This window comes from Mesorhizobium sp. NFR06, from assembly GCF_900115245.1.
Taxonomy (GTDB): domain Bacteria; phylum Pseudomonadota; class Alphaproteobacteria; order Rhizobiales; family Rhizobiaceae; genus Mesorhizobium.
In genome coordinates, this window is record NZ_FOVT01000006.1 from 197,708 (window position 1) to 217,325 (window position 19,618).

Genomic DNA, 19,618 nt, shown 5'->3' on the forward strand with positions numbered 1-19,618 from the left:
GCCATGACGGGATGGAAATCCGCGACGTTCGCCGCCTTCGCCGCAACCATCATCCTGTGGCCAGCCGACGGCTTGCCGGCGGGCGGCGGCCACCCCGGCCCGATGTCGCGGGCGGAGGCTTTTGCCCGCGCCCAGGCGCTGACCGCGCTCGGACGGCAGATGTTCTTCGATCCGTCGCTGTCGGCCTCGGGCAAGCAGGCCTGCTCGTCCTGTCATGACCCCAACCATGCCTTCGGGCCGGCTTCGGCGACGCCGGTCGAGACGGGCGGGCCGAACCTCGACCGGCCGGGCCTGCGCGCCGTGCCGTCGCTGCGCTATCTGCAGGCGGCGCCCGCCTTCACCGAGCATTTTTACGACTCCGAGGACGAGGGCGACGAGAGCGTCGACAACGGCCCGACCGGCGGCCTGACCTGGGACGGCCGCGCTGACCACGGCAAGGACCAGGCGAGGATCCCGCTGCTGTCGGCCTTCGAGATGGGCAACAAGGACGAAGGCGCCGTGGTCGCCGCCTTGCGCAAGGCGCCCTATGCCGGCGCGTTCATGGCGACGTTCGGGGCCAATGTCCTCGACTATCCGCGGGACGCCTTCGACGCCGCGGTGGAAGCACTCGGGACGTTCGAGCAGAGCAGCGCTGATTTCTATCCCTACTCCAGCCGTTACGACGCTTTCCTTGCCGGTAAGGCGCGGTTGACGGCGCAGGAATTGCACGGCCGCATGCTGTTCGAGGACGAGGCCAAAGGCAATTGCGCGAGCTGTCATCTCAGCGAGCCCGCCAATGACGGCGAGCCGCCGCAGTTCACCGATTTCGGCCTGATCGCGATCGCCGTGCCGCGCAATCCGGCGATCCCGGCCAATGCGGACCCGAGCTATTTCGACCTTGGCCTGTGCGGCCCGCTGCGCACCGACTTCAAGGGCCGCGCCGAATATTGCGGCCTGTTCAAGACACCGACGCTGCGCAACGTCGCGCTGCGCAAGAGCTTCTTCCACAATGGCTATTTCCACACGCTGCGCGAGGCGGTGGCCTTCTACGCCAGCCGCGACAGCGACCCGGGCCGCTGGTATCCGAAGAACGCCGACGGCACGGTCAAGAAATTCGACGACCTGCCAAAGGCTTACTGGCCGAACCTCAACGCCGATCCGCCTTTCAACGGCAGAAAACCCGGTGACAAACCGGCGCTGACCGACGCCGAGATCGACGACATCGTCGCCTTCCTCGGCACGCTGACCGACGCGGACCAGGCGGGGCAGTGAGGTTCAGGCAACCACGACGGAAAGCCGGTCCAACGACGCGACCGGCGAATGCCCGCTGAAATCTTGTTTTGATGCATGCCGTTGTCCGGAACCGCTGCACAATTCTGGGCGACATGCATCAGGTTGGACGGTGTCCCGGCTCTACCGCACCGTCGCCCGGGCTGCCCCGACTGATTGCCCCAGTTATCTCCGTGAACCGGTTCCGTTCGCGGCTCGAGCCGGCACGGGCCGTCGATGGGACCCTCGACAAGAATGTCGTGCGCAAGTGTGAACCAGGTCATGGGAACGCCAATCGGCGTCTGCTATATTAGCGACTCTTCACGGGACGGGGGTCTCGCATGAGGTTCGTCGCAGTGCAGGAGCCGCCCGGCAGCAGCTGGGCGGTGTTTGACACAGCCGAGGATGCGCCAGCCGAATATGCCGGCCGCGTGCTTGTCGGCCTGACATCGCGCGAAGCGCGCTGGTTCGTCGCCATGGGCAACGATCACACGGCCTGGCCGGCAACACGCCCGGCCGGTCACGCAACCGCGGCACGTCGGAGCTGGCGGTTGCTTGCCGGAAAGGCGTGACCAGACAGGCAGTTAGGAAGCTGCGCTGCCGGATCGATTCAAGGCTGCGCCCTGGGGCTGCCGATCAGCGTGCCGGCGCGTAGCGGCTCACCACCATGCCGCTGGCATAGGCCTTGGAGCCGAGGAGCTCTAGCCTGCCGAAGCCGCCCTGGTCGAAGATGCGCCGCCCGCTACCCAGCACCGCCGGGTTGATGAAGAGCTGGAACTCGTCGACCAGGCCGGCGCCAATCAGCGCCGAGGCGAAGCCCGCGCCGCCGAACACGGCGATGTTGCCACCCGCGTCTTGCTTCAGCGCCTCGACCTCGCGCGGCAGGTCGCCGCTGACGACGCGCGTGCGCTCCCAGCGCGAAGCCTCGAGCTTGTCGCTCGCCACCACCTTCTGCGCCTCGACGATGCGCCGCGCGAAGGCATAGAAAGGGTCCTTCGGATATTTCTTCGCCGCGTTGCCCCAATGGGCCAGATACCCCTCCTGCGCCATCTTGCGACTCAACAGGATGGTGTCGATGGTGGTGAAGATGGCGTTGAAGTCTTGTTTCAATTGCTCGTCCCAGGCGCTGTCGTCACCCCATTCCCAGAGCTGCCAGCGGTGGTCCCCATCGGCGCCGACGAAACCGTCGACCGACATCTGCATCTGCAGGATGAGCTTTTTCATTTCGGTCTCCTCTCGTCAGATCGATTTATTTTTGGAACCATTTGACGCAAGGCGATAATGGTGTCAATAGTAAAGTGATTTAAAAATGGAACCATCCTAATGTCCATCAAGGGACGATCCGGCTGCCCGATCAATCTCTCGCTCGAACTGCTCGGCGACCGCTGGACCCTGCTGATCATCCGCGACATGGTCTTCGCGCGGAAAAGGCATTTTCGCGAATTCCTGCAATCGGACGAAGGCATCTCGTCGCGCACGCTGGCCGAGCGGCTGCAGACGCTGGTCGACGAAGGCATCCTCACCCGAAGCGACGACCCGACGCACGGGCTGAAGGCGATCTACCGGCTGACCGAGACCGGGATAGACCTTCTGCCGGTGCTTGCGACATTGGGCGCCTGGGGCAGCAAGTATCGCCGTGCCGATGACAAGCTCGCCCGGATCGCGGATGAGCTGGCGGCCGGTGGCGAACCGGCGCTCGAACGGCTGAAAGAGACGCTCAGGGATGAGCATCTGGGTAGCGGCGATGGAACACGGCTCTCCCCGCGATGAGGCGACCGATGCTTAAGTCCAAGCGCGCGGTGGGTTAGCGCAATTCCAGGAAAAGTGTGACACGGTTTTCCGTCAGGAATTGCGTCAAAAAAGAGATAGAGCGTTTCGCCGTTTCCGTGAAACGGTGAAATGCTCTAGCGCGCCGCCTTGCGTGGCGCGCCGAGTGCGTCGAGGCGTTCCTGCAGATGGCGGTTGAGCACGATCATCTGTTTCAGCGCCTTCACCGGGTCGCCCTTGTGCTGGGCGATGAAGCGTTCGGCGACCGCCTGAAGCGCGGCTTCCTGGCGATAATCCAGCCTTACGATGTGATCCATGACGGTTGCTCCGGCGGCTTTCATTAGCAAGTGAACAAAAAGGGAACAAAAATGTCAAGGACGAATTGACTTCCCAAGGAATGAGTTCCTATTTTGTCAGGAAGTGGGGCGGTTGCTCGATATCCAGGGAGAGCCGCGTGGGCAGACGGAAAAGCCGCTATGACAGATTGTTCCCGTCGGATGCGGAGGCGATCATTCGAGATGCGCTGGAGCTGCGCCAGACGGTGTTGGCGGCGCAGCTGAACCTCAAGGCCAATGGTGAAATGTATTGGCGACTCAATGGTTTGCTCGAGCGGCTGCATGAAGTGATGGGCGTGGTTGCAGGCCGGGAGCCCGATTTTCGCGCCGCCAGGCTCGGCCTCTTGCCGCTGCCCGAGGATTATCGCGACCGGACATGACCGATGGCGGGGCCCATGGACAGCGTCGGTCGTGCGGCCAAGGCCAATATGCTGCTCGTCGTCGAATGCCGCCACTGCTACCATGTCGGACGCTTCAAGGCCAACGACGTGGCCAAGGTGGTTGGCTGGAACAAGCCGCTCGAGGCCATCCGCTTCCGCTGCAAGCGCTGCGGCCGCAACGACACTGCCGTGAAGACCCAGTTCATCGACCAGGACCATCCGCCCAAGGGCTATATCTGGGTGCTGCAGAAGGCGAGAGGATGACGGTTGTTCCCGGAGCCGGTGCCTTCCTGTACGGCAGTCCTAAAACAACGACCCCTGCGCCGGCGGTTCAGCCGGAAACTTGATCTGCGTCGCCGGCTTCTCCACGATCACCAGGGCATCGTCCGGCGCCGGCCGTTGCAGTTTCTTCGCTTCCGGCCATGGCGCGGTAAGCCACAGTTCGGTTTCTTCCCGCGTCGCCAGGATGACCGGCATCGCTTTCTCGTGGATCGGCGCGATCAGTGCGTTGGGCCTCGTCGTCAGGAAGCCGTAAAGCTCATGGTCGCCGGGACCCTCCTTCACCTTGCGCACGCCTTGCCAGGGCGTCCACAGGCCGGCGAAGAAGAACAGCGGCCGGTTTTCGCCGAGCGCGAACCAGAAGTTCTTCTGAACGCCGGTTTGCGGGTCCTTGTCGCCGGGCTTCGGCGAAGGCTCGGCAAAACTCGTCACCGGCACCACGCAGCGGTTCTCGATGCCGAGATAAGGCAGCCAGTGGGAATATTGCGGGTTGCGGATGTTGGTGGTGCCGGCATCGGCATTGCCGCGCATCCGCTCCGGCGGCGTCGGCATGCCCCAGCGCAGCCTGGCGAGCTCGCGGCCGCCATCGGCGGCGTTGCGCACCACCGGTGCGGCCTGGTTGGGATAGATGTCAACCGACGGCTCCAGGTTGCCGGAGATGTCGCGCAATGCACGCGTCCACTGACGGATCGCCTCCTGGGTCGTGGTGATATTGTAGAGATTGCACATCGGCGGCGCTCCCCAAGCCACGGATTGTTCCCGCATTTTCGGGCGAAGCGCAAACCGCAAGAGCGCAGGCAGTGCTGCAGGACGGCTGTGGAACTTCGAAATGTCAGTGGGGCCGCCCGCCGTGCCGGAGCGGCCCGGCCGGCTCCTCGGCAGGCGGCTCGCCCGGGAGGCCCAATCGCAGCCGCTCCTCCTCGGCGAAAGTCTCGGCTTGCGCGTGAATGTCGAAGACTTGCTGCGTCAGCCTTCCACCGTCGACGACGCGCACGATCCATTGATCGTTGATCGCCTTTACACGGACACTGTCTGGCTCGCTTGTTACCATATACAGCTCCTGCTCTTCGGCCAAAGAATTGGCTGTCTCCGGTCCAATAAGATCTAGAACGCTCGGGAGTTGCCGAAAAGCCGGATTGAATGGCCTTTGGTACAAAAGGCACCATCCGATATTCGATATATTGCTGAATTCCGATCCATAAACGATTATAGCGAAGCAAGCGCGCCGTCGCGCGTCGGTACGGCGGCATTCGACTTCGATCTGGCTGTGGATGTGGCGGTGCAAGCGAGCGCGGACGAATTTGCTGCGCGCTGGCGGCCCGGCAGCCTTGGGGGGTGATACTGGGTTTCGGCGGCCGGGCCTGACCGGAGTTTGCGAGGCCGCCGGCTGTCAGGAGGATGCGCTCGCACCCACCCAAGGACAAGAACGACCTAGGCCCTAGGACCAAAGCAGCACCAGGCTTGGTCGAGCGGATCAATTGCGTTGGATGACCGCCAACAACGCGCCGGAAAACCGTTCGCTTCAAAAGCCGAAGAAATGCCGGCCGACGACATAGCCGAGCGCGACGACCACCAAGGGAAACAGCGCCGGCGTCGCCTTGCCGAACAGCGAGGGATTTATCTCCTTGGCGGGAGCGCTGGGTTTGGCATTGCCGAGGTTTTTGGTCATGGGCTCATTACCGGTTGGGGGCCAACTGCCGGCTGATCCGCTAAATTAGAAGTCGCTCATTAAGTTTCCAACAAAGCCAGCGCTACAATTCGCGGCAATTTATTCCAATTGCTGGGTGCGCTGGGCAAGCGCGAAGGCCCAGAGGTTGCGCAACTTGCCGGGATCCTGGTCGCATTGGCGATGATGGCGTGGAAGGCGGCGCGGGCGATGTCCTTCCTCCTGGCATCGGGGTGCTCCTTGCGCACCGCCTTGACCAGTTCCTTCGGCGTCATGCCGGGAGTGACCAGGCGCATCAGCGTATCGCCTATGGCCTGCAATTCGCTGGCATCCATAACGATGAACCCTGTTAGACGGCATTCAGCCTAGCATATAGCGGGGCGAGCGCGTCACATTGTGATGCGAGCCGTTGGAATTGAAGCGGCGTTTTCCAGAGAATTTTGGTGGCGAAAGCGTCCAGCCGGCGAATTCTCGCGGCGGCGAGGCCGTACAGCCAGGGCGGTGGCGATTCCGGCAGCGGCGCCGCAACCGCCACGCCGGCACCGGGCCGCCGTGGCGCGTTTGCAAGACGGCCAAGGCGCAGCAACGAGTCCCCCGCCCCTGCCATGGTCTTCGCTTACGCGGGCACCAGGACGGCGATGCGGTGCACGCCGACCTCCTTGCTCGTGTTCGTCGATTCGTCGGTCTTGCCCTTGGAGCAGGTGTACATGTCGCCCTGCTTGAGCTTGAACTCCTTGTCTGCCTTCTTGATGGTGAATGCACCCGCCGTAATCGTGCATACCATGTCGTTGGTCATCACGGTCTGAGGCGCGTGCGCTCCGGGTTGAAACACGACATCGACGATCGAGATGCTCTTGTAGGCGGGAATATCGGAATTGCCGGTGCCGACCTCCACGAGCCTGACGCCCGGCGCAATCTCCTTGCCTTCCTTCGGACCGTACTTCTTGGCCTTGGCGAATGTTGCTGTCGCGAACAGGGGCGCAATCGTCGCGGCCGTCACGCCGAGGGCAATTGCGGACCTGCGATTCATCTTGTTCATCGCGTCCTCCCTAAGATCGGGCATGGTCGTACAACATGACCGCAGAAATATTAGCACATTCTGATTTAATTACACCCACAATGACCGCGCCAAGGGCGAGGCGGATCATGGCGCGACGCGCCTCACTCCTGCCTTTGCCGGAACTTCGCATGGCAGCTCGAACAGTCCTGCAGGATGAGGTGCAGGAGGTGTTCGGCCGGCATGCTGGCGGGATCGGCTTGCGCCACGCCCGGCCGCTTGCCGAGCAAGCTGCCGCCATCCATCGGCGGACCGGTCATCCGCATGTCGGCGGTGATTCCGGCTGGCGCCGTCTTCGCCTTGGCGGCGAGCGCGTCGGCGAGCCGGCCGATATGGCGGGCGAGCGCTTCGAATTCGGGCCGGGCCTGGTCGATGTCCAGCCTGGCACCCGACGGCGCGCCCAACGTGCCCTCGGGGAATTCGGCGATCAAGGCAGGACCGGTGTGAGCGCCAAGCGCGTTCGCCGCCGCTTTGAAGGCCGCGGGCTCATAGGCGCGCTTGCCGTCGAACATTTCGGCGATCGCCCTCGCGGCCGCCGCCATCTCCTTCATCGAGGCCTGGCGCGCCGCAACGATTGCATTGCCCGGGCCCTCCGCCAGCGAGGCCGCCGTGACCAGCGAGCCGGCGAGCGTCAGCATCGCCGTCGCGCACGCGATGCCGGCCCTCATGCCCGCACGTCGACAATGCCCATCATGCCGAGCTGCTCGTGCTCCAGGATGTGGCAGTGATACATGCGCGGCCCCGGCCGCTCCTGGCGCGTGATGAGCCGCACCGTCTCGCCGCGCGCCACGTTGACCGTATCCTTCCAGGCGAGATAGGGCGGCTTCGACACCTTGCCGCCGCGCTCGCGCCCGATCACCTGGAACTGCGTGCCGTGGAGATGGAAAGGGTGGTCCATGTCTGCCAGGTTGACGATTTCCCAGAGCTCGGTCTCGCCGGCTCGGGCGACAATGTCGACACGCTCCATATCGAAGGCCTTGCCGTTGATCAGGAAGCCCATCTCCATGCCGGTGGCGTTCATCGCCATGGTCTCGGTGAAGACGAGACGTCGGCTGACAGCCGGCTGCCCAAGCGGCGCGATCGGCCGCAGCCGCTCGGGCAGCGGCGGCATCGCTTGTCCCGCCGTTGCCGAAACATCGACTGTCAGCAGCGTCAGCCCGGCGTCCGCCGGCCGGCCCGGCCCCATCCAGCCGCGGTCATAGTCAAGCGTGGTGAGGGTTGCCCTACCCGGCCGGTCGAAGGCCACGACCAGCTCGACGCGTTCGGCCGGGCTGAGCAGGATCTCGTCGGCCGCCACCGGCTTCTCCAGCAGGCCGCCGTCGCTGCCGATCACGGTCATGGCGGCGTTGGCGAAAGCAAGCCTGAGGAAGCGCGCATTGGTGGCGTTGTAGAGCCGCAGGCGCCGCCTTTGGCCCATCGCCACCGCCAGCTTGGGGTTCTTCTGGCCGTTGACCAGCACATGGTCGCCGACGCGACCGTTCATCAGGTCGTTCATGGTGCTGTCGGGCATCGAACCGTCGGCGGCGAGCCGAAGGTCGGTGAACATAAGCACCGTGTCGCCATAGGCGGCCGGCACGGGATCGGCATTCGCCTTGACGACGAACGCGCCGGCCAGGCCGCGATAGACCTGCTCGGCCGTCCTTCCGTGCGGATGCGGATGATACCAGTAGGAGCCGGCGCTGCCTTCCGGCAGGTCGAAGGCATAGACGCGGTCCGCGCCCGCCGCCACCGGGTCCATCGGATTGCCGTCCTGGTCGGGCGGCACCGGCATGCCGTGCCAGTGGATGGTGCTTGGCTCGCCCTCGATCCGGTTGGCGAAAGCGATCTCGACGCGATCGCCCTCATAAGCCTCGATCAGCGGTCCCGGGCTGATCCCATTATAGGCAAGGATTGGCGTGTCCTGGTCGGCGAGGAAGCGCGCCGTGGCCGGCGCCGCCGTCAGCTTGGCCTTGAACAGGCCTGGCCGCCCGGCCTCGTTGGCAAGCAGCGGCAATTCGCGCAGCGCCTCGCCTTCGGGCAGGGCGGCGGCGCCTTGCGACATGGCGCCCATGTCATGGCCTGCATGGCCGCCCATGCCTGGCATGGAGTCCATGTTCGACATGTCGTCCATCTTCATCTGCGCCAGTGCGCGCGGGCCCGACAGAGCCGCTGCCAGGCCCGCCACCAGGAAGCCGCGTCGATGCATCATTTTTCTCCTCGATCGTGATTTCTCCACGCCAGGGGTTCCAGCAGCTGGAAGGTCAAGCGGGGTATTGAGCAGACCGGCGAGAACCTCAAGCGCCTCAGTCGCGCTGGCGCGCCCTCAGGCTTTGCAGCGCCTCCAATAGGGCTGCCTTCTGGAGAGCGATGGCTCCCTCCCGCTCTTTTTTAGGTTGAGGTCGCGGGCGTTATGTTCGCAGATATTTGACGAGCGCGGCGATCCCGAGCACGAGCGCGGCAACCGCCAGCACCCAGATGAGAGCCATGCCGCCCATCATCCACATGCCGCTTGAACCGTCCATCATTGCCAAATCATCCTTAGCTCGGCAGGCGCTTCGCTGTCCCTAGCGTCTTAAAGGTGAACTAGCTCGTCGTGCATTGACGGCAAGGATGTTGCCGGCGAAGCGTCCTCGGGTCCGCCGGCCGGAACTACCCATTCCCACCGCAACCGTCGGACAGGTTCCAGACATCCACGACCTGCTCCCCGGTAAAGCCGTGCTCGTGGATCAGGTATTTCGCCAGCCCGCCATATACTTTCCAACGCCAGCATGGGCAGCAGCACGGTCCCCTCTCGTTGGAACTGGCCATCGCATAGTCGTAGCGCCGCCGTTCCTCGGCGCTGAGTTGCCGATCGTAATAGGGCATCATCTGCTGCGCCGTCGCGGCCGCAATGTCGTAGGGGTCGGGCGGGATCATCGCGATGGCGCGGTACTTCACGAGACCGTTGACCTGCTCGACGTAGCGTTTCATCTCCATCGGGCTGCAGCATGAACCCTTTATCCGCGACATCGGCGGCATGGCAGCGATCGACTCCGTGAATTTGGCCGAGCAGGTGGCGTTGCCGTTGCGGCTCAGATCCTGGAAACGGTTTGCCAGGCCTGGGTCCTCCCCGGCCTGTACCGGGATATCAACCCCCGGCAATGCCGATACGGTAGCGGCGGCGATCACGCCGAGAACGGCCGTTCGCCGATTCAGTTTCGCGCTCATTTGGCGTTCCTCGCCTGTTCGATCAGTTTCTTCATCGTCGCAAGATCGGTCGCGCCCGGAAAAATCTGGTCGCCGACGACGAAGCCCGGCGTGCCCGTGATCCTCAGCGCCTGAGCCAGCTCCGTGTTGCGCTCGATCAGCGCCTGGATTTCCGGGCGCTGCATGTCGTTTTGCATGCGGGGCACATCGATGCCGGTCTCCGAAGCGATCTTGAGCACCGCCGCTTCGGTCACCCTTGTCCTCGATCCATAGAGCGCCTTGTGGAATTCCAGGTATTTGCCCTGCCTTGCCGCGGCGAGAGCCGCCTTGGCCGCGAACACGGAATCCGGACCGAGGATGGGAAATTCCTTGTAAACGATCCTGAGCTTCGGATCCTCGGCCATGGCCTGTTCGATGGTCGGCGCCACCTGCCGGCAATAGGGGCAATTGTAGTCGAAGAACTCGACCATGGTGACGTCGCCTTGCGGATTGCCGCCGACCGGGCTTTGGCCGTCGCGGAATATGTCGGCAGCGCGTTGGGACAGCACGGCCCTGACCGCGGCCACGTCCGCTTCGCGCTGGCGCTCCTCCAGCCGTTGCAGAGCCTCCATGAGCACCTCGGGATGCGCCAGTATGTAGTCGTGTATCCGCTGGTCGAGCTGGTCCTGAGACGGTTCGCCGGCCGCCATCGCCGATCGCTCGGCACCTTGGATGCCTGGGTTGAGCAGGAACCATCCTGTCACGCCGGCAACAAGCAACATGCGGACAATGCCGCCACGATATCTGCTTGCCTGTTTTGCTCCCACGATCATCTGCCTCTCCTTCAGTTGAGGCGGCCCTGCGTCTGCGCGCCGCCGGTATGGGTCAAAGAAAATTCTTCAATCTCGCGAACCAGCCTTCGTCCGGCTCTGCGTGCGGATGTTCGACATTGTTGGTGAGCGCGTTGACGAAGGTGACGAGGTTGATGGGCGCGAAGTTCAGCCCATGGAAGTTCGCCCGCCAGCGTCCCTCGTTGTCGATCACATGGGTGACGATGCCGTGCATCTGGAAGCCGTCATCGCCCAGGGTGAACTTATGCCCGAAGGCCTCCGCCAGCTTGCGGGTGGTGTCCTGCGGCTGGTCGGGGGTCGTGGTCAGGAACAGCCAGTTGACCGGATCGAGCCCGTGCGCCGGCCCATAGGCCTTGAGCACATCGGGCGTGTCTCTGCCTGGGTCGGTGGTTATGCTGATGAAGACGACCCGTTCCTTCATCGGTGTGGCATTCACCATCTTCTGGATCTCGGCGATCTTCTCGGCATGCAGGGGGCAAACGTCCGGGCATGAGGTGTAGATGAAATGCAGCACGACGACCTTGCCGACGAGATCGGCCGGTCGCATGGTACGCCCGTCGGCGGTGCGCAGCGTGAAGTCCGGCGTCTGCTTGTCGATCGGCTGGAAGTATTTTTCGTCGCTCTGCAGCATGGCGTCGATGTCGTCGAGCGAATGCGCCCGCGCGCCATGCACGAAGCCGACGACCAGCGCCACCAGCGCGAACAGGCTGCAGAGCAAGCCCCGCCATTGGTCCCTGGCCAAAGAAATGCACCGAGCTCCTGGCTCGTTTCGCACCTGGACATGCATCAGTCGCTGCCTTTCAGATCGGCGGAAAGCACCTTCGGATCGTCGGCGCAATCCCTTGGGGAAAGCTCACCTGCCGAGCCCGAGCGACCGGTCATGCGGTTCATGCACAGGCCCAGCGCGCACATGGCAGCGCAAGGCAGGAGGCCGAGCAGCACCGGGGCGATGCCGGCGGCGACCAGGAAACTCCAGTTGAAGGCAAGGCTGGCGACGGCAATGGCCACGCCGGCGGCGATCAGGCCGCGCCGCCCGCTGCGATGGACGCCGTGACGCGGCGGGGATTGCGGGACCCGGGCCAATTCTATCGATCTCATGGGTATTGCCTTTCTCATTTGACGGCGATGCGGCCGCGGATGAAGTTGACCATGTCGGGAGCGTCCCATTCGGCCGGCCCGATCAGCCGGCCGATCTCCTTGCCGTTGCGGTCGATCAACAACGTCATCGGAAGGCCGACGGCGCCAAGCGTGAACATCGCCCTGGCCGAGGTGTCGATATTCAGCGCAAGGTGGGTGACGCCGATCTCGGCGAAGAACTTCTTCACCAATTCCGGGCCGCCGCGATCCATGGAGACCGCGACGACCTCGAAATCAGGACCCCCAAGCTCGGCCTGCAGGCGGTCGAGCGTCGGCATTTCCTTGCGGCAGGGGGCGCACCATGTCGCCCAGATGTTGAGCAGCACGACCTTGCCGGGATAATCGGCGAGCGTTTTCAGCCGGCCGGCACCGTCGGTAAAGCTGATCTGAGGCACGGCAGCGGGCGCTTCCGGAATGGCGAACTCCGGTGTCGGCCCGGCGGCCGCCGCCGGCCACGCGACCGCCAGCAGCACCAGTGCCATAGCCAGTTTGCCCCAGGTCACAGCGCTACTCGCTCGCATAGACGGTCGGCCCCTTGCCGTCCTTGGTAAAGGCGTAGACCGTCCAGGTTTCGGACTTCTCGCCGCCCATACCGGGTGCGCCCGCCGGCATGCCGGCCAGCGTGATGCCGGCGATGGCTGGCCGCTCCGTCAGAAGCTTCTTGACGATATCGACCGGCACCAGGCCATCGACGACGTAGCCATCGACCATCATCGTATGGCAGCCTTCGAGGTCGGCCGGAACGCCGGCGTTACTGCTGATCTGGGACAGATTGTTGACCGGCTTGATCTCGACCTTGAAGCCGTTGTGTTCGAGATAAGTCGCGTAGGCCTCGCAGCAACTGCATTGCGGGTTCTTGTACATCACCGCCTGGATAGTCGCGGCGAGCGCCGGCAGCGGTGTTGCGACAGCAAGGCCGAGGGCGGTCAGCGCATAAGTCAGTTTCATTTTCCAGTTCTCCTTCGTTGGTGGGTTGGATCGAAATCAGGTCACGCGGAACACCGTCATCAGACCGGCCATCTGATGGTCGGCGACATGGCAGTGCAGCATCCAGTCCCCTGGATTGTCGGCGACGAAGGCGCATTCGACTGTGTCCTTCGGCGCGAGCAGCACCGTGTCCTGCCATTGCCGATGCGGCGCGGGCACGCCGTTGCGAGAGAGCAGCAAAAGGCTGAACCCGTGCACATGCATGGGGTGCCACCAGGCGGTTTCGTTGCGCAGGGTAAGGCGGCAGGTAACGCCCCGCCGCAGCATGAACTGCGGCATCATGCCGGCGTGCCCGTCGCCGATCATCGACGTGCCGTTGATTGCCCAGGCGGCGGCGCCCTTCATGCCGGGCATCGCCATGCCCATCATGCCGCCGACGCCGGCAAGCTTGCCGCCGCCCACCATGCCGCCTTGCAGGACGATCTCCTGCCGTATGGCGTTATCGAGATTGGGCTCGGGCAAGGGATTGCGCGGCAGTGCGGGCGGCGCGTCCAACGAACGCGTCCTCAGCGGCGGCGCGTTGTCGTAGGCAAGCGTGGTCAGCGTGTAGGCAAGGCCGTCATAGAAGTCGTCGGTCACACGATACCGGCCGCCCGGTTCGCCGCGCATGTCCAGCGCGACGTCGATGCGCATTGCCGGTCCCAGCACAAGGCGGCCGTCCTCCGGTTCGTGCGGCTCGCAGGGCTGGCCGTCGATCGCCAGGACGATCGGCCGGTGACCCTCGAAGCGCAGCGCCATGATGCGGGCCAGCGCGGCATTGGCGAGTCGCAGCCTGACGCGCTCGCCGGCCCGGACTGCTTGGTCCGCCGGCACAGTGCCGTTGATCGTGACGAGATTGCCGACACGGCCGGACATCGCCGCGTCCATCGCGCTGCCGAAGCCGCCGGCGATCTCGCCATCGGCGGCCAACCGCCAGTCCTGCAGCAGCCAGATGAGATCGCGGTCGAAGGCGACGGGCTCGGCCTCCTCGACGATCAGCATGCCGGCAAGGCCTCGACCGAGTTGCACCAGGCTGTCGGCATGCGGATGGTACCAGAAGGTGCCGGCATCCGGCGGCGTGAACTCATAGGTGAAACTTGCTTCCGGCGCGATCGGCGGCTGGGTCAACCCGGGCACGCCGTCCATGGCGTTCGGCAAGCGGATGCCGTGCCAGTGGACGGTAGTGTCCTCGGCCAACCCGTTCTCGACAGCGATGCGGACCGGCTGCCCCTGCCGAACGCGCAGCACCGGGCCAGGGACGGTGTCGTTGTAGGCCCAGGCCGAGGCAGGCGGGCGATCAGAACCGGCCACCCGCGCCTGGCTTGGTGCGGCCTTGATGGAGCGTTCGTCCACGGCCGATGCGCGTCCCGGACGCATCGGCAATGACATGGCAAATCCAGCGGTCGCGGCAAGAAAGCCGCGGCGCGACAAAAAACGATTGGAAGCGGAATTCATGTATGCCCTTTGCGATCTCGATCACGACAGGCATTCCGGCACCAGCCGGATTGCCGTGCGAGCCCGCGACGCAGCGGCGCGAAGCGGGCGACCGGGACGCCACGGATCAACCGCTATGCGGCCGATGCGGCGTCAGATCAGAGCAGTGGGTCGGGAGGTGATGGGTCAGGCAGCAAACTTCGCCCGCGCAGCACAGAGGCAGGCGGCGGCGGTGGCTGCTGCATCCGCGGCGCTATCCTTATGGCCGGGCCCTGCGGCAGCACAGCGAGAACGGGTGCGACGCAGTCAGGCGGACAATGCATCGGACCGCCTTTGCTGCCCAAATCCTTGAGGCACGCCTTGCAGTCTTCATCCATGGCGCCGCCGGCCATCTTGCCCATGCCGCCGGCGGCAGGCATCGCCATGGCGTTCTCGCCTGCCATCCTCGCCGACATGACACTGGCCTGGGCGGCGGACAGGCTGAACCCGGCGGTCAGGAGGACCGCCAGCAGCATGACCATGAGATGTTTTGGCGACAGCTGAGCCATTGTCCGCCTAGGCTGACGGCAAAGTTCGGCTTTTGCAAGTCGCAAGCCCGTGATTTCTCCCTGGGCGCGGTATCGGGTCTCATCCGCGGCGGCCGTGCCGATGTCGATCGCTCGGCTGCCCGGCGATGAAAAGCGCACGGCCGAGGCGGGCTGATGGCAGTCATTGATGTCACGTGATCGGCGGCTCGGAACCGTTGCCGCTGTCGCCGGGTTTATATGCGAGGCGAACCGCCATGGAAGACAAGCCGCCTGCCGTAAACCCGGGAAGGATACTCGCCACCGTGCTGGCGGTATGCCTCATCATCATCGCCTTGTTCTTCATCGGCTTCAAATATTCGGAGCGCGACCAGGGCGTGTTGATCGTGCCCGGAGCAGCGCAGGACGGCAAGTGACCGACCCGAAGTCCCGCAGGGCTGAAGGTTTGCGCCGGCCTGGAAGAAACGGGTTTTCCGAAACGTTTATCGAACAGGCAACGCTCAAAGCCAGGCGCCTGGCATTGGCGCCCATGAGCAAGAAACCCTCCGGCAAACAGCGCATCGCGCCCGAAGCCCAGGGAGACAGAACATGCCCGCCAACGCCTATATCAACCGGATCGCGACGGCGGTTCCGGAACACGAAATCCATCAGTTCTACCTGCGCTACGCGGCCTCGATGCTGACCGCCGACCGCAGGAGGATATTCGAACGCATGTCGGGCCTCGCCGGCATCGAGCACCGCTTTTCCTGCTTCGCGCCGGCGCGCGATCCCGAAGGGCCGTCGGCCGACCTTGCCGGGACCTTCAAGCGCGGCGCATTTCCCGGAACGGCGGCGAGAATGGCGATGTTCGCCGAAGCTGCGCCCGTCCTGGCGCAAAAAGGCGTCGACGGGCTCCGTCTCGGCGACGAGGCATCGCGCATCACTCATCTCATCGTCACCTCCTGCACCGGTTTCTCTGCGCCCGGCATCGACCTCGACCTGGTCCAGCGCTGCGGCCTGCCGGACGGCATCGAACGCACGATGATCGGCTTCATGGGCTGCTATGCGGCGCTCAACGGCCTCAAGCTTGCTCGCCACATCGTCCGCTCCGACCCGCAAGCCAAGGTCCTGCTGGTCAATATCGAGATATGCACGCTGCACATCACGGAGACCGCCGAATTGGAAAAGCTCTTGTCCTTCTGCCTTTGGGGCGACGGTTGCGCGGCGAGCCTGATCAGCGCCGAGCCGCCCGGCATCGAGCTCGACAGTTTCTTCTGCATCGTCGCGGACGAGCGTCGGGAATTGATGACCTGGGATATTCGCGACCACGGCTTCGACATGTTTCTTTCCGGCCAGGTGCCGGCGGCCATCCAGCAAGCGCTGCGCCGCAACCATGCCGCCATTCTCGGCGGCCGGCCGCCGGAGGCGATCGATCTGTGGGCCGTGCATCCCGGCGGCCGCAGCATTCTCGATGCCGTCGAGAGGGCGCTCGACCTCGATCCCGCCGCACTCGGGCCGTCGCGCGAGGTGCTGCGCCGATACGGCAATATGTCGTCGCCGACCGTCATGTTCGTGATGGCGGAGCTGCTGGAGAAGCCGGGCGGCCTGCTGGGCTGTGGCATGTCTTTCGGACCCGGGCTGACGGCCGAGACCATGCTGTTCAGGACCGTCTCATGAGCGCGCTCGCCCGACGCAGCCTCGTTCCGGAAATCCTCGACGGGCTCGCGGCCGACGACACCCGGGCAATCCGTTCGCGCCGCGACCTCGCCCGCATCAACGCGCTGATGTTCCAGGCGCCGATCATGGCCTCGCTCATGAGAAAATACCTGACCCGGCAGCCTTGCCGTCTTCTGGAGATCGGCGCCGGCGACGGCACCTTCATGTTGAAGGTGGCGCGGCGCCTGGCGCCGGACTGGCGCGAGGTGGACCTGACGATGCTCGACCGCATCGGTCTCGCCACGCCAAAGCTCGCGGCGGATTTCGCCCGTCTGGGATGGACGCTCGAGACCGTCACCGCCGACGTCTTCGACTGGGCAGGCAAGGCCGACGGCAAGCGTTTCGACGCGATCACGGCCAACCTGTTCCTGCACCATTTCGACGACGACGGGTTGCATCGCTTGTTTTCGCTTTTGCGGCGAAAGGCGCCGCTCATCCTGGCGACGGAACCGCTGAGGGCGAAGCTGGCGCTCGCCGCGGCCCGTCTCCTGCCGGCGATCGGTGCCAACGACGTCACCAGGCATGACGCCGCCCACAGCGTGCGGGCCGGCTTTCGCGGCAGCGAGCTTTCCGACCTGTGGAGCGCCGCCGGCGGCAGGCCGCTCGAGGAGCGGCGCGCCGGTCCTTTCTCGCACGCCTTCGTCGGCGCAGCTGGGCTGCCGGCTGGAGACGCGCCATGAGGCAGCCATCGACCCACGATGCGATCGTCATCGGCGGCGGTCCGGCGGGCACGTCTGCGGCGCTGGCGCTCGCCCGCCGCGGATGGGCCGTCGCGATCGTCGAGAAGAGTGCGTTTCCACGCCGCAAGGTGTGCGGCGAATACATCTCGGCAAGCAATCTCGCGCTGCTCGACAGGTTGGACATCGGCGGTGCCTGGCGCGCCGAAGCCGGGCCCGAGATCCGCCGGGTAGGCTTCTTTTCCGGCGACACCAGCATCGAGGCGCCGATGCCGGGCGCGAGATCCGGGCCCGCGGCAAGGGACGGCTTCGGCCGGGCGCTCGGCCGCGACATACTGGATACATTGCTGCTCGATGCGGCGCGGTCGGCCGGCACACAGATCTTCCAGCCTTGCCGCGCCGTCGCCATCGAACGCGACGGCGACCGCCACGCAGTGCGGATCGAGGCAACTGGCGGCAAATCGCCCGACGAGGCGACGATCTTGCGGGCGCCGGTGATCGTCGCCGCGCACGGCTCGTGGGAGCCTGGGCCGCTGCCGAGCCAGCTCGAGAAGAAAAGCCGAGCCTCGGACCTGCTCGGTTTCAAGGCGCATTTCACCGGATCGTCGCTGGCGCCCGACCTGATGCCGCTGCTGATGTTTCCCGGCGGCTATGGCGGCATGGTGGTCGCCGACCATGGCCGCATGTCGATCTCCTGCTGCATAAGGCGCGATGTGCTCACCCGGCTGCGCGACAGCCTCGTGCGCGAACGCGGCGGCCATGTCTCGGCGGCGGAAGCCGTCGAGCATCACATCATGGCGACATGCCGGGGCGCGCGGCAAGCCCTGGAGCAGGCCCGCCTCGACGGGCCGTGGCTTGCGGCCGGTCCGATCCGGCCGGGCATCCGCGCCGGCTATCGGCAAGACATCTTCCGCGTCGGCAATGCCGCCGGCGAGTCGCACCCGATCATCGCCGAGGGCATATCGATGGCGCTTCAGTCCGGCTGGCTGCTGGCTTTGGAACTCGGCGCGGCGGCAAGCGGGCAGGCAGAACGCGAGGCGGCCGGCAAGCGCTACGAGGCAGCCTGGAGAGGATTGTTCTCGACGCGGGTCCTTGCCGCCGAGGCCATTGCGCGCATGGCCCTCGGCCGCGGCGGCGCCGCACTGACGGAGGCGGTCGTGCGCTATTTTCCGCAGACGCTGACCTTGGGGGCGCGCATCAGCGGCAAGACGAAGCCCGTCCCCGGTCTGGCCGATGCGCGCCCTCGCCCGAGCCCGCTGAGCTGAAACAAGAGATGGTTTCCCTGGCGACGGCCAGAAATCGCATATCCGGCTATGTCGGCCGCTGCGGACGCCAGGGTTATGGAACATTTCGGGGCAGTCGGAGTTCGCTATGCGTCCGGCTTTGCCGCCGAGCCCGTGTTGAGTTTGTGATGTGGCCCGAGGGCGGCGCTCGCCACGCCTCCTGGAGGCATTACGATGACCCACCAGATGACGACCCACAATCCGCACAGCACGGCAAGCATTGCCGGCCATCCGGTTCATGCAATGCTGATACCGTTCCCGATCGCCTTCTTCGTTGCGACCTTCGTTTGCGACCTTGTCTTCTGGCGAACCGGCAATCCGGCCTGGGTCGGCCCGTCGCTCTGGCTCCTAGGGGCAGGTCTGATCATGGCCGCCCTGGCCGCCCTTGCCGGCCTGACCGACATACTGGGCGATGCCCAGATCCGCAATCTCCGGGACGTCTGGCTTCATGCCGGCGGCAACGCGATCGTCGTCCTGATCGAGCTCTACAACTGGTACCTGCGCTATACCCGGGCGGAGGCAGCGGTGGTGCCGGCCGGCCTGGTCCTGTCGCTGATCGTTGTCCTCATCCTGCTGTTCACCGGCTGGAAGGGCTGGGGAATGGTCTATCGGCATCACGTCGGCGTCGCTGACAGACCTGACGAAACGGGCTGAACGCTGCCGGCGCAACCGGGCGCATTTGAAGTTCCCCAACGCGTGGTTTTCACGCTTCATGCCGCCTCCTCTCTCCGGCGCAGGCGACATTCCTCCTCTTGCGGCAAATGTCTCGCTGGCCCCGCCGCTGGTCCACTACATCTTCGGCCGGCTTGTTCCAGAGCCGGCCGCACGGTCGCATTTTGACCCCAATCGGCCTCTAGCCGGCTGCAGACGCTGCCGCTCCAGCCTTCACGCTTTCTTGACAGAGGTTGGAAAAACGGGCAGCAAAGCGGGTGAGGAAGAGCATTTCTATCGTGGCGCAGACCATGAAGGGCTCTTTTTTCGTATGGACCGTCGCCAAATCGGCGATTGGTGGAGGGATTGGTTAACCATCTTTGTCCATCTTTTGAATCAATCGGCAACAGACGCGTAAAGGTGCAGGGGGCACCAGCGAACTGTGATCGTGACGGGTGCCAGGTCCGCAAACCGGCATGCCGATTGAGAGTGGTCGTATGGCGTTTTTGCGTTTGAAAAACCGG

27 protein-coding genes are annotated in these 19,618 nt (G+C 64.8%); 10 read left to right on the forward strand and 17 right to left on the reverse strand.

The genetic code is table 11. The features are described 5' to 3' along the window. The first annotated feature begins 3 nt into the window (after positions 1-3). Both F3H96_RS13555 and F3H96_RS13560 read left to right on the forward strand, forming a co-directional pair. A complete protein-coding gene (locus tag F3H96_RS13555; protein ID WP_149802237.1) occupies positions 4-1,251 on the forward strand; it encodes a cytochrome-c peroxidase in 1,248 nt (415 codons plus the stop codon). Positions 1,252-1,589: 338 nt separating this feature from the next. Next, positions 1,590-1,820 (forward strand): hypothetical protein, encoded by a 231-nt coding sequence (locus tag F3H96_RS13560; protein WP_149802238.1) that lies wholly within the window; start codon positions 1,590-1,592, stop codon positions 1,818-1,820. 64 nt (positions 1,821-1,884) lie between these two features. Here the strand turns inward: F3H96_RS13560 and F3H96_RS13565 are convergent, their stop codons facing one another. Further along, entirely contained in the window at positions 1,885-2,472 is a 588-nt protein-coding gene (locus tag F3H96_RS13565; RefSeq protein WP_149802239.1) for a dihydrofolate reductase family protein, read from the reverse strand. Between the two features lie 99 nt (positions 2,473-2,571). On the opposite strand from F3H96_RS13565, the gene F3H96_RS13570 reads away from it, so the two are divergent. Continuing rightward, positions 2,572-3,018 (forward strand): helix-turn-helix domain-containing protein, encoded by a 447-nt coding sequence (locus F3H96_RS13570; RefSeq protein WP_149802240.1) that lies wholly within the window; start codon positions 2,572-2,574, stop codon positions 3,016-3,018. A gap of 134 nt (positions 3,019-3,152) precedes the next feature. Here the strand turns inward: F3H96_RS13570 and F3H96_RS13575 are convergent, their stop codons facing one another. After that, positions 3,153-3,332: a hypothetical protein gene (locus tag F3H96_RS13575; protein WP_149802241.1), complete on the reverse strand. Its 180-nt coding sequence runs from the start codon at positions 3,330-3,332 to the stop codon at positions 3,153-3,155. Positions 3,333-3,469: 137 nt separating this feature from the next. Here F3H96_RS13575 and F3H96_RS13580 point away from each other — a divergent pair, with 137 nt between their 5' ends. Together F3H96_RS13580 and F3H96_RS13585 are read left to right on the forward strand one after the other, a co-directional pair. Then, a complete protein-coding gene (locus F3H96_RS13580; RefSeq protein ID WP_149802242.1) occupies positions 3,470-3,730 on the forward strand; it encodes a hypothetical protein in 261 nt (86 codons plus the stop codon). Positions 3,731-3,745: 15 nt separating this feature from the next. Beyond that, positions 3,746-3,994 (forward strand): hypothetical protein, encoded by a 249-nt coding sequence (locus tag F3H96_RS13585; RefSeq protein ID WP_149802243.1) that lies wholly within the window; start codon positions 3,746-3,748, stop codon positions 3,992-3,994. Positions 3,995-4,033: 39 nt separating this feature from the next. On the opposite strand, the gene F3H96_RS13590 is transcribed toward F3H96_RS13585, so the two are convergent. The 15 genes from F3H96_RS13590 to F3H96_RS13655 form a co-directional block, all read right to left on the reverse strand. Further along, positions 4,034-4,738, reverse strand: coding sequence for an SOS response-associated peptidase (locus F3H96_RS13590; protein ID WP_149802244.1), 705 nt, complete (start codon positions 4,736-4,738; stop codon positions 4,034-4,036). Between the two features lie 103 nt (positions 4,739-4,841). Beyond that, positions 4,842-5,084: a hypothetical protein gene (locus tag F3H96_RS13595; RefSeq protein WP_149802245.1), complete on the reverse strand. Its 243-nt coding sequence runs from the start codon at positions 5,082-5,084 to the stop codon at positions 4,842-4,844. A gap of 447 nt (positions 5,085-5,531) precedes the next feature. Continuing rightward, complete coding sequence (locus F3H96_RS30515; protein WP_188131385.1) at positions 5,532-5,678, reverse strand: hypothetical protein; 147 nt, start codon at positions 5,676-5,678, stop codon at positions 5,532-5,534. Positions 5,679-5,737: 59 nt separating this feature from the next. After that, positions 5,738-6,010, reverse strand: a complete 273-nt coding sequence (locus tag F3H96_RS13600; RefSeq protein WP_244619995.1) for a hypothetical protein — start codon at positions 6,008-6,010, stop codon at positions 5,738-5,740. Positions 6,011-6,291: 281 nt separating this feature from the next. After that, positions 6,292-6,714, reverse strand: coding sequence for a hypothetical protein (locus F3H96_RS13605; protein WP_149802246.1), 423 nt, complete (start codon positions 6,712-6,714; stop codon positions 6,292-6,294). A 122-nt stretch (positions 6,715-6,836) separates the two neighbouring features. Continuing rightward, positions 6,837-7,400 (reverse strand): cytochrome c, encoded by a 564-nt coding sequence (locus F3H96_RS13610; RefSeq protein ID WP_149802247.1) that lies wholly within the window; start codon positions 7,398-7,400, stop codon positions 6,837-6,839. After that, positions 7,397-8,917: a multicopper oxidase family protein gene (locus F3H96_RS13615; RefSeq protein ID WP_149802375.1), complete on the reverse strand. Its 1,521-nt coding sequence runs from the start codon at positions 8,915-8,917 to the stop codon at positions 7,397-7,399. Before F3H96_RS13615 ends, F3H96_RS13610 begins: the two co-directional genes overlap by 4 nt. 443 nt (positions 8,918-9,360) lie before the next feature. Further along, positions 9,361-9,918, reverse strand: coding sequence for a hypothetical protein (locus F3H96_RS13620; RefSeq protein ID WP_149802248.1), 558 nt, complete (start codon positions 9,916-9,918; stop codon positions 9,361-9,363). Beyond that, positions 9,915-10,709 carry a DsbA family protein gene (locus F3H96_RS13625; protein ID WP_149802249.1) on the reverse strand — a complete coding sequence of 265 codons (795 nt, stop codon included), beginning with the start codon at positions 10,707-10,709 and terminating at the stop codon, positions 9,915-9,917. Before F3H96_RS13625 ends, F3H96_RS13620 begins: the two co-directional genes overlap by 4 nt. 52 nt (positions 10,710-10,761) lie before the next feature. Then, positions 10,762-11,469 (reverse strand): SCO family protein, encoded by a 708-nt coding sequence (locus F3H96_RS13630; protein ID WP_244619996.1) that lies wholly within the window; start codon positions 11,467-11,469, stop codon positions 10,762-10,764. Positions 11,470-11,513: 44 nt separating this feature from the next. Continuing rightward, on the reverse strand, positions 11,514-11,825 hold the full coding sequence (locus F3H96_RS13635) for a hypothetical protein (RefSeq protein ID WP_149802251.1): 312 nt from the start codon (positions 11,823-11,825) through the stop codon (positions 11,514-11,516). 14 nt (positions 11,826-11,839) lie between these two features. Beyond that, on the reverse strand, positions 11,840-12,367 hold the full coding sequence (locus F3H96_RS13640) for a TlpA disulfide reductase family protein (RefSeq protein WP_244619997.1): 528 nt from the start codon (positions 12,365-12,367) through the stop codon (positions 11,840-11,842). Between the two features lie 4 nt (positions 12,368-12,371). Next, on the reverse strand, positions 12,372-12,812 hold the full coding sequence (locus tag F3H96_RS13645; protein ID WP_149802253.1) for a DUF411 domain-containing protein: 441 nt from the start codon (positions 12,810-12,812) through the stop codon (positions 12,372-12,374). A 36-nt stretch (positions 12,813-12,848) separates the two neighbouring features. Next, on the reverse strand, positions 12,849-14,285 hold the full coding sequence (locus tag F3H96_RS13650) for a multicopper oxidase family protein (RefSeq protein ID WP_149802254.1): 1,437 nt from the start codon (positions 14,283-14,285) through the stop codon (positions 12,849-12,851). Positions 14,286-14,422: 137 nt separating this feature from the next. After that, entirely contained in the window at positions 14,423-14,812 is a 390-nt protein-coding gene (locus F3H96_RS13655) for a hypothetical protein (RefSeq protein ID WP_149802255.1), read from the reverse strand. Between the two features lie 233 nt (positions 14,813-15,045). Here F3H96_RS13655 and F3H96_RS30520 point away from each other — a divergent pair, with 233 nt between their 5' ends. The 5 genes from F3H96_RS30520 to F3H96_RS13675 all read left to right on the forward strand — a co-directional run bounded on the left by F3H96_RS30520 (position 15,046) and on the right by F3H96_RS13675 (position 19,097). Continuing rightward, on the forward strand, positions 15,046-15,204 hold the full coding sequence (locus F3H96_RS30520; protein ID WP_188131386.1) for a hypothetical protein: 159 nt from the start codon (positions 15,046-15,048) through the stop codon (positions 15,202-15,204). A 172-nt stretch (positions 15,205-15,376) separates the two neighbouring features. Beyond that, a complete protein-coding gene (locus F3H96_RS13660; protein WP_149802256.1) occupies positions 15,377-16,444 on the forward strand; it encodes a type III polyketide synthase in 1,068 nt (355 codons plus the stop codon). Continuing rightward, positions 16,441-17,163 (forward strand): methyltransferase domain-containing protein, encoded by a 723-nt coding sequence (locus F3H96_RS13665; protein ID WP_149802257.1) that lies wholly within the window; start codon positions 16,441-16,443, stop codon positions 17,161-17,163. The genes F3H96_RS13660 and F3H96_RS13665 overlap by 4 nt, the downstream gene beginning before the upstream one ends. Next, a complete protein-coding gene (locus F3H96_RS13670; RefSeq protein WP_149802258.1) occupies positions 17,160-18,425 on the forward strand; it encodes an FAD-dependent oxidoreductase in 1,266 nt (421 codons plus the stop codon). Before F3H96_RS13665 ends, F3H96_RS13670 begins: the two co-directional genes overlap by 4 nt. A gap of 192 nt (positions 18,426-18,617) precedes the next feature. Continuing rightward, positions 18,618-19,097: a DUF2231 domain-containing protein gene (locus tag F3H96_RS13675; RefSeq protein ID WP_244619998.1), complete on the forward strand. Its 480-nt coding sequence runs from the start codon at positions 18,618-18,620 to the stop codon at positions 19,095-19,097. Positions 19,098-19,618: the final 521 nt, after the last annotated feature.